Here is a 6996-nt window from a genome sequence, read left to right on the forward strand (position 1 = left end):
GGAAACGAAAATCAGCTAATTTTCTACACCTTGCCCACTCTCGCTAAAAATTTTTGAATGTTAATAATCAGTCATCAGATAGGTTGTTAAAATTGATATTGTTGAATATATTTCTTAATGATTGAATGGGTAAAAAGGGTATAAAGGATAGCGGTGTTTAAAAATAAAGAAATAGTATTTTTTATAATACGCATTCCCATGAATACTTCCCAAGCTTTGCCAGTCATCATTCGAACCCATAAAGAACCAAGACCTAAATTTACGAATAAAGTAATAACAAGCACTACTAAAAAGACTCGTTTTAAAGTAATCTTTTGACGCCAAAAACCATAACCATAAATGAAACCTCCTAAGGCTGCACTAAGTGTGTAACCAAAAAAGAAGTTCTGGCCGGTCAAGAGGGCACCAATAATATCGTTAAAAATCCCAATAATCAGTGCGTACCATGGACCAAATAGAATTCCCGATAAACCAGCACCAATGAAACCAAAACCAATTTGAACAAAAGGTTCAATTTTCACTGATGGTAAAAATCCCAATGCAATTCTTAAGCCTAAAATAATTCCTAAGAGTGAAATTTGAAAAGCAGACAATTGATGTCGCTTATTGTTAAATATTTTTTCCATAAAAACTCTCCTTTGAGACAGAGAGCTACAATTAAGCAGCGAATGCGAGAAATTACCGCGAGTATACTCTTCGTCTATCAGCAACATTCCATCTGTTAGCACTTAACGCAATTTCTCTACTCTGTTATAGTATTTTTGATGACTGATACAAGTAATATACCATTAAAAACATTATAAGTATAGGGGAGCGCTTGTAGTTGACAGTTAATGTTGAGAGAGTTTACACTGATTTTATGAGGTGAAGATTATGAATGAAATGATTAAAAAGCAATTAAACCATCGGACGATTCGTTTTTTTAAAGATAAGCAAGTAGCGCCAGCACAATTGAATACTATTTTAGAAGTTATCAATCAGACGGCTAGTAGTAATGCATTACAAGCCTTTTCAATTATTAGGGTAACTGATCAAGAAAAGCGCGCTAAGTTAGCTGAAATCACTAAACAAGCCTATATTGCAAAAGTACCAGAATTATTCATTTTTGTGATTGATAACTATCGTAATGCTACCATTGCCAAAGCAAAAGGATATCAAGGAGAAAGTTATCGTTCGATGGACTTTTTTTTTCAAGGAGCAGCCGATAGTTATTTAGCAGCCCAAAATGCTACCAATGCTATTGAAGCGTTAGGTATGGGGGCTGTTTATTTTGGTAGTATTTTAAATGATGCGCAAGCAGTTGTTAATTTATTTAATTTACCAGAATTAACTTTTCCTATATTAGGACTAGGATTTGGTTATCCAGATGATGAACCACAATTAAAACCAAGAATGAATCTTAATCTAAAATTAGGTGAAAATGGGTATCCACATCGAGAGAATATAGTAGCTGATTTAGCGGCTTATGATCAACAAATGCAAGAATATTACGATACTCGTGATAAAAATCGCAGAGTAGATAGTTTTACCAATCAAGTGGTAGCCAAATACCAATCCGCACCAAAATTAAGAGCAGAATTATTACGTGTTGTTCAAAGACAAGGGTATCAATTGAATCTTGAATAGAAAGATTACATCATGAGAGAGTCAGTAAGGGTTTTAACGATGACTGGCTCTCTATTTTTGTAGTTTCAATCATTAAAACGTACGCCTTCTCTGTATATGACTGCAGATGGTTGACTCTTTTTTGCAGTATCAATAATCGATATTTGAATATAGAGTTAAGTTGTCTTTCAAATAATGAGACGGTTAAATATAAAATGAATATAGATAAAATAAAGAGGTTGATATTCATCTTGATTTCAGTTAAAGTTATAATGGTGTGGAACATAAAATGTTTCACGAAAAGAGAGGGGTTATTTTGATGAACCAAGAATTATTTATCACGATGCTAAAGGAAAAAGGGATTGAATTAACACCTACTCAAATTAACCAATTTGAAACATATTATCAATTATTAGTTGAGTGGAATGAAAAAATTAATTTAACAGCGATTACCGAAAAAGAAGAGGTCTACCTCAAACATTTTTTTGATAGTATTATGGTACTTTGGGAAATGCCATTAGCAGATTATCAAATTAAGCTAGTAGATGTCGGAGCAGGCGCCGGTTTTCCAAGTATACCGTTGAAAATTATTAAGCCTGAGCTCGACATTACGATTATTGATTCTTTGAACAAACGAATTAATTTTTTAAAAATCCTAACAGAACAACTCGGTTTAGAAAACGTTAAAGCTTTACATGGTAGAGCCGAAGATTTTGGTCAAAATCCTGATTTTAGAGGACAATTTGATATCGCAACAGCTAGAGCAGTCGCTTCATTGAATGTGCTATCAGAATTTTGTTTACCATTAGTAAAAAAAGGTGGCTATTTTATTGCATTAAAAGCGGCCAAATCGGATACTGAATTACAAGAAGCTCAAAAAGCCATTTCTGTTTTAGGGGCTAAATTAGAAACAGTTGTAGAGGATATTTTGCCTTTTGAAGAGAGTGAAAGAACCTTTATTAAAATAAGAAAAACCTTGGAGACGCCGAAGAAATATCCAAGAAAGCCAGGAAAACCATTGAAACAACCAATTAAATAAAGGAGGAAATACATAATGGGAAAAATGATTGCAGTGGGTAATCAAAAAGGTGGAGTTGGTAAGACAACTACTACCGTAAACTTAGGAGCAGCTTTAGCTGCATTAGGGAAAAAAGTTTTGATTATTGACTCAGACTCCCAAGGAAATGCTACCAGTGGGTTAGGAGTAGAGCGAGCAGATGTTATTAATAGTCTTTACGAGATATTAGTCGATGAAATCCCAATGGAATCATGTGTTCTTCCAACCTCTAGAGCAGGACTGTATATAGTGCCTTCAACCATTCAATTAGCAGCAGCAGAATTAGAACTCGCGAGTGTTCCCAACCGTGAATCAAGATTAAAAAATGCGGTCGAACCACTTCGTGATCAATATGATTATATATTGGTAGATTGCCCGCCTTCCCTTGGTCAATTATCGATCAATGCCTTTACAGCAAGTGATACGATATTAATACCTGTACAAGCTGAATATTATGCATTAGAAGGCTTAAGCCAGTTACTCAATACGATTCGTTTAGTGCAACGCAGTTATAATCCAGATTTTCGTATTGAAGGTGTTTTACTGACAATGTTAGATGCGCGCACAAATCTAGGGTATGAAGTGGTTGAAGAAGTCAAAAAATATTTCCAAGAAAAAGTATATAATACCATTATTTCAAGAAATATTCGTTTATCAGAAGCACCCTCTTATGGACAATCAATCATTGACTATGATCCACGTTCAAGAGGAGCAGAGATGTATACTGAATTAGCAAAGGAGGTTTTAGCAAATGGCTAATAAAGCTAAAAAAGGCGGGTTAGGCCGTGGAATGGATGCCTTGTTTTCAACTTTTGAAGAAACACCTAATGATAATGAAGTAGTAGTTGAATTAAAAGTTTCCGATATTCGTAGCAATCCTTATCAACCTCGTAAAAATTTTGATGAGAAAGCTTTACAAGAATTAGCAGATTCAATCAAACAGTCCGGTGTATTTCAACCGATTATAGTACGTCGTTCAACTATTAAAGGCTATGAATTGATTGCAGGTGAACGAAGAGTTCGCGCTAGCCAATTAGCTGGTAAAGAGACAATACCTGCTATTGTTCGTCAAATTGATGAAGAACAAATGATTGAAATTGCTGTTTTGGAAAACTTACAACGTGAAGACCTCAGTCCAATGGAAGAAGCAGAAGCTTATAATGTATTAATGGAAAAATTGAAATTAACACAAGCTGAAGTTGCAGAAAGAATGGGTAAAAGTCGTCCCTATATAGCCAATTATTTACGTCTATTAGCACTACCAGAAACAGTAAAAGAATTGTTAAATGATAATTCACTTTCTATGGGACAAGCCAGAACATTACTCGCTTTAAAGGATAAGAGTAAAGTGGTAGCTATTGCAGAGAAAGTAGTAAAAGATCAGTTAACGGTGAGACAATTAGAAGAATTGGTTCAAAGTTTAAATGAAAAAAAAGATGAACCTGAAAAAAAAGATGAGAAAAACAAGCCTGCAAGTAAGCCAACACATATTTTAGCAGTAGAAGAAAGAATGCAAGAATATTTTGGGACTGCAGCTACTGTGCATCAAAAAGGAGACCGTGGTAAAATAGAAATTGAATTTTTATCTCAGTCCGATTTAATCAGAATTTTAGATTTATTAAATATTCATTTATAGGAGCATTGAATGGAAAATAAAGTATATGATAAACTAGATATCGTTGAAATGCGCAAACCACATGCTTGTCAAACAAATCGTTGGCAAATAATTCGTATGGGCATGGATATTCGTATCAAATGTGAACATTGTGGACATATTGTTACGATGACACGACGAGATTTTGAGAAAAAAATGAAAAAAATTCTTCAAAAACATGAAGAACAAGTGAGTGAATAGAAAGAGAGTGAAAGAATGGCTTTAACAGCTGGAATCGTTGGATTACCAAACGTCGGTAAATCAACCTTATTTAATGCAATTACAAAAGCGGGAGTAGAAGCTGCAAATTATCCCTTTGCTACTATTGAACCAAATGTGGGGATGGTAGAAGTGCCTGATCATCGTTTGAACGATATTACTAAATTAGTACGCCCTAAGAAAACCGTTCCGACAACATTTGAATTTACAGATATTGCCGGGATTGTTAAAGGAGCAAGTAAGGGCGAAGGCTTAGGTAATAAATTTTTAAGTCATATCCGTCAAGTAGATGCTATCTGTCAAGTAGTTCGTTGTTTTGATGATGGCAATATTACACATGTATCTGGAAAAGTCGATCCGATTTCCGATATTGAAACCATTAATTTAGAATTAATTTTTGCTGACTTAGATACCGTTGAAAAGAGAATGGCTCGAGTAGCTAAAATTGCCAAAACAAAAGATAAAGATGCCGTAGCTGAAATGGAAGTTTTAGAAAAATTAAAAGAGGCATTAGAAAACAATCAATTGGCTAATACCGTTGAATTTTATGATGAACAATTACCTTATGTCCGTAACCTCTTTTTATTGACGCGCAAAAAAATGTTATATGTCGCAAATATAGGTGAGGATGAAGTAGCCGATCCTACTGGTAATCCATATTTAGCACAAGTAATGGCATTAGCTAAAACTCAAGGCGCTGAAGTCGTACCGGTTTGTGCTCGATTAGAAGAAGAAATCGCGGAACTAGATGATGAAGAAAAACAAATTTTCTTAGAAGATTATGGTATGACTGAGTCTGGTTTAGATCGTCTAATTAAAAAAGCCTATAGTTTATTAGGATTAGCAACCTATTTTACAGCAGGTGAGCAAGAAGTAAGAGCCTGGACTTTTAAAGTTGGAATGAAAGCCCCACAAGCAGCAGGCATTATTCATTCTGATTTTGAACGTGGTTTTATCCGTGCAGAAACATTATCTTACGATGATTTAATGTCATATCAAAGTGTCGCAAAAGCACGTGAAGCAGGTAAATATCGTTCGGAAGGTAAAGAATATGTAGTCCAAGATGGCGATATTATGCTTTTCCGCTTTAACGTATAATGGAGGAAGAATCGATGACAGAAAAATTAAATCAAAATTCAGAATCTGAAATGAAAGAAAATGTAGCAGAAGCAATTAGTGAAAGCACCTCCCAGGCAGAGTTAGAGCCAGCAGCAGCAAAGGAAGAAGTTCAACAAAATGGTGAGTTATCATCAGATTATAAAGAACAATTAGCAGATAACGATGAAAAGCAATCATCCATCATTCCGGGGATAAACTTAGCTACATTTAATCAGATGACTAAGAAAAATCAACAATATTTATTATCTGTTGAAAAACAATTGGAAAGTATCGATAAGGAAGGAACTACTTTTAAAGCAGTTATTAATGAAATTGCGGATACTTTAATTCAAGGCCAAAAAACCGGACAAACTGCGAAACATTTGTATGGAACGCCAACCGAATGTGTTGAAATTATTAAGCAACAACATTTTCCAACTGAAAAAGTTGATGATAATACACCATCTGAACCTTGGAAAATTGGGCTTGACGGTGCCTTATTATTAGGATCAATTTATACCTTAATGACCGGTTTATCATTGATGACTTCTAAAACTCCAAGTATTACTGGGATTGGCTTATTAACTTTAATTGTGAATTATATTGTAGCTGGTTTTGCAATGTTATTAATTGCAAGAAATTTACCAAAACCTGATGCACCTAAGGGAGAAAAAGGATATTTTAAATATTTTGGAATGTCAACTTTAGCAATGATCAGTTGGGTGGCTGCAGTCAGTTTAGTAACAGCCTTTGCGCCAAGTATCATTAATCCTATTTTACCACCTGTTGCCTTATTAATAATAGGTGCCGTTACTATGGTAGCACGATTCTACATTAAAAAAGTATTAAATATTAAAGGTGGCGTATTCTAATTACGCGTGAATGATGAGACTAAGTAGAACCAGAAGTTTTTGCTTGGTCTCATTTTGTCATTTATGTGTAGTGGGTTGTGTGAGAAGTATAAACTGTCAATTATTCTTAAAGATTAACTTGAGTGGAATGGACATACAAACGCGTGATGAATGATATTTACTTTCTGATTACTTTAAATAGTTCAAAATAATTGATGATAGTATCGATAAGATAACATAGGATTCCAGGAAACTTGGAAAAAACTATAATAATGTCGTTTGCATTCCACTTTTTAAGTTATAAACCCAGTGGTTGAGTGGTTTCAATCTGCGTCTTAAAGAGGTTAAAGAAAAATTTAGTAGACTCAATTAAGTTATTGTTATTAAATAAAAAGCGCAGTGGTTGAGTAGCATCAAATGGCGGATTTTAAGAGGTTATACATAAACTTAAAAACTCCAATTAAATTATTGCTCATTAACTAAAAGCGCAGTGGTTGAGTGGTCTCAATCTG

8 protein-coding genes and 1 riboswitch are annotated in these 6996 nt (G+C 34.3%); of the genes, 7 read left to right on the forward strand and 1 reads right to left on the reverse strand.

The features are described 5' to 3' along the window. Positions 1 to 86: 86 nt before the first annotated feature. Positions 87 to 626, reverse strand: a complete 540-nt coding sequence (locus HMPREF2811_RS05955) for a folate family ECF transporter S component (RefSeq protein ID WP_071408535.1) — start codon at positions 624 to 626, stop codon at positions 87 to 89. A gap of 34 nt (positions 627 to 660) precedes the next feature. Next, positions 661 to 752, reverse strand: a riboswitch (THF riboswitch). 121 nt (positions 753 to 873) lie between these two features. Between HMPREF2811_RS05955 and HMPREF2811_RS05960 the strand changes: the two genes are divergently transcribed. The 7 genes from HMPREF2811_RS05960 (at position 874) to HMPREF2811_RS05990 (ending at position 6505) form a co-directional block, all read left to right on the forward strand. Beyond that, the gene (locus tag HMPREF2811_RS05960) at positions 874 to 1626 is read left to right on the forward strand and encodes an NADPH-dependent oxidoreductase (protein ID WP_071408536.1); all 753 of its coding nucleotides are present in this window, start codon (positions 874 to 876) and stop codon (positions 1624 to 1626) included. A gap of 298 nt (positions 1627 to 1924) precedes the next feature. Beyond that, positions 1925 to 2644 carry a 16S rRNA (guanine(527)-N(7))-methyltransferase RsmG gene (gene rsmG / locus HMPREF2811_RS05965; RefSeq protein ID WP_071408537.1) on the forward strand — a complete coding sequence of 240 codons (720 nt, stop codon included), beginning with the start codon at positions 1925 to 1927 and terminating at the stop codon, positions 2642 to 2644. A gap of 15 nt (positions 2645 to 2659) precedes the next feature. Beyond that, on the forward strand, positions 2660 to 3421 hold the full coding sequence (locus tag HMPREF2811_RS05970; RefSeq protein ID WP_066126161.1) for a ParA family protein: 762 nt from the start codon (positions 2660 to 2662) through the stop codon (positions 3419 to 3421). Beyond that, a complete protein-coding gene (locus HMPREF2811_RS05975; RefSeq protein WP_071408538.1) occupies positions 3414 to 4298 on the forward strand; it encodes a ParB/RepB/Spo0J family partition protein in 885 nt (294 codons plus the stop codon). The genes HMPREF2811_RS05970 and HMPREF2811_RS05975 overlap by 8 nt, the downstream gene beginning before the upstream one ends. Before the next feature lie 9 nt (positions 4299 to 4307). Then, positions 4308 to 4517 carry a DUF951 domain-containing protein gene (locus HMPREF2811_RS05980; protein WP_066126163.1) on the forward strand — a complete coding sequence of 70 codons (210 nt, stop codon included), beginning with the start codon at positions 4308 to 4310 and terminating at the stop codon, positions 4515 to 4517. Positions 4518 to 4532: 15 nt separating this feature from the next. Then, positions 4533 to 5633: a redox-regulated ATPase YchF gene (ychF, locus tag HMPREF2811_RS05985; RefSeq protein WP_071408539.1), complete on the forward strand. Its 1101-nt coding sequence runs from the start codon at positions 4533 to 4535 to the stop codon at positions 5631 to 5633. Between the two features lie 14 nt (positions 5634 to 5647). Then, positions 5648 to 6505, forward strand: a complete 858-nt coding sequence (locus HMPREF2811_RS05990) for a DUF1129 domain-containing protein (protein ID WP_071408540.1) — start codon at positions 5648 to 5650, stop codon at positions 6503 to 6505. Positions 6506 to 6996: the final 491 nt, after the last annotated feature.

The sequence above is a fragment of the Globicatella sp. HMSC072A10 genome (assembly GCF_001811625.1).
Taxonomy (GTDB): Bacteria; Bacillota; Bacilli; order Lactobacillales; family Aerococcaceae; genus Globicatella; species Globicatella sanguinis.

Bases quoted from the DNA above. Each gene is read 5' to 3' on its own strand.
- HMPREF2811_RS05990 (WP_071408540.1), top strand. From the start codon at position 5,648: ATGACAGAAAAATTAAATCAAAATTCAGAATCTGAAATGAAAGAAAAT.
- HMPREF2811_RS05980 (WP_066126163.1), top strand. From the start codon at position 4,308: ATGGAAAATAAAGTATATGATAAACTAGATATCGTTGAAATGCGCAAA.
- HMPREF2811_RS05975 (WP_071408538.1), top strand. From the start codon at position 3,414: ATGGCTAATAAAGCTAAAAAAGGCGGGTTAGGCCGTGGAATGGATGCC.
- HMPREF2811_RS05960 (WP_071408536.1), top strand. From the start codon at position 874: ATGAATGAAATGATTAAAAAGCAATTAAACCATCGGACGATTCGTTTT.
- rsmG (WP_071408537.1), top strand. From the start codon at position 1,925: ATGAACCAAGAATTATTTATCACGATGCTAAAGGAAAAAGGGATTGAA.
- HMPREF2811_RS05970 (WP_066126161.1), top strand. From the start codon at position 2,660: ATGGGAAAAATGATTGCAGTGGGTAATCAAAAAGGTGGAGTTGGTAAG.
- HMPREF2811_RS05955 (WP_071408535.1), bottom strand. From the start codon at position 626: ATGGAAAAAATATTTAACAATAAGCGACATCAATTGTCTGCTTTTCAA.
- ychF (WP_071408539.1), top strand. From the start codon at position 4,533: ATGGCTTTAACAGCTGGAATCGTTGGATTACCAAACGTCGGTAAATCA.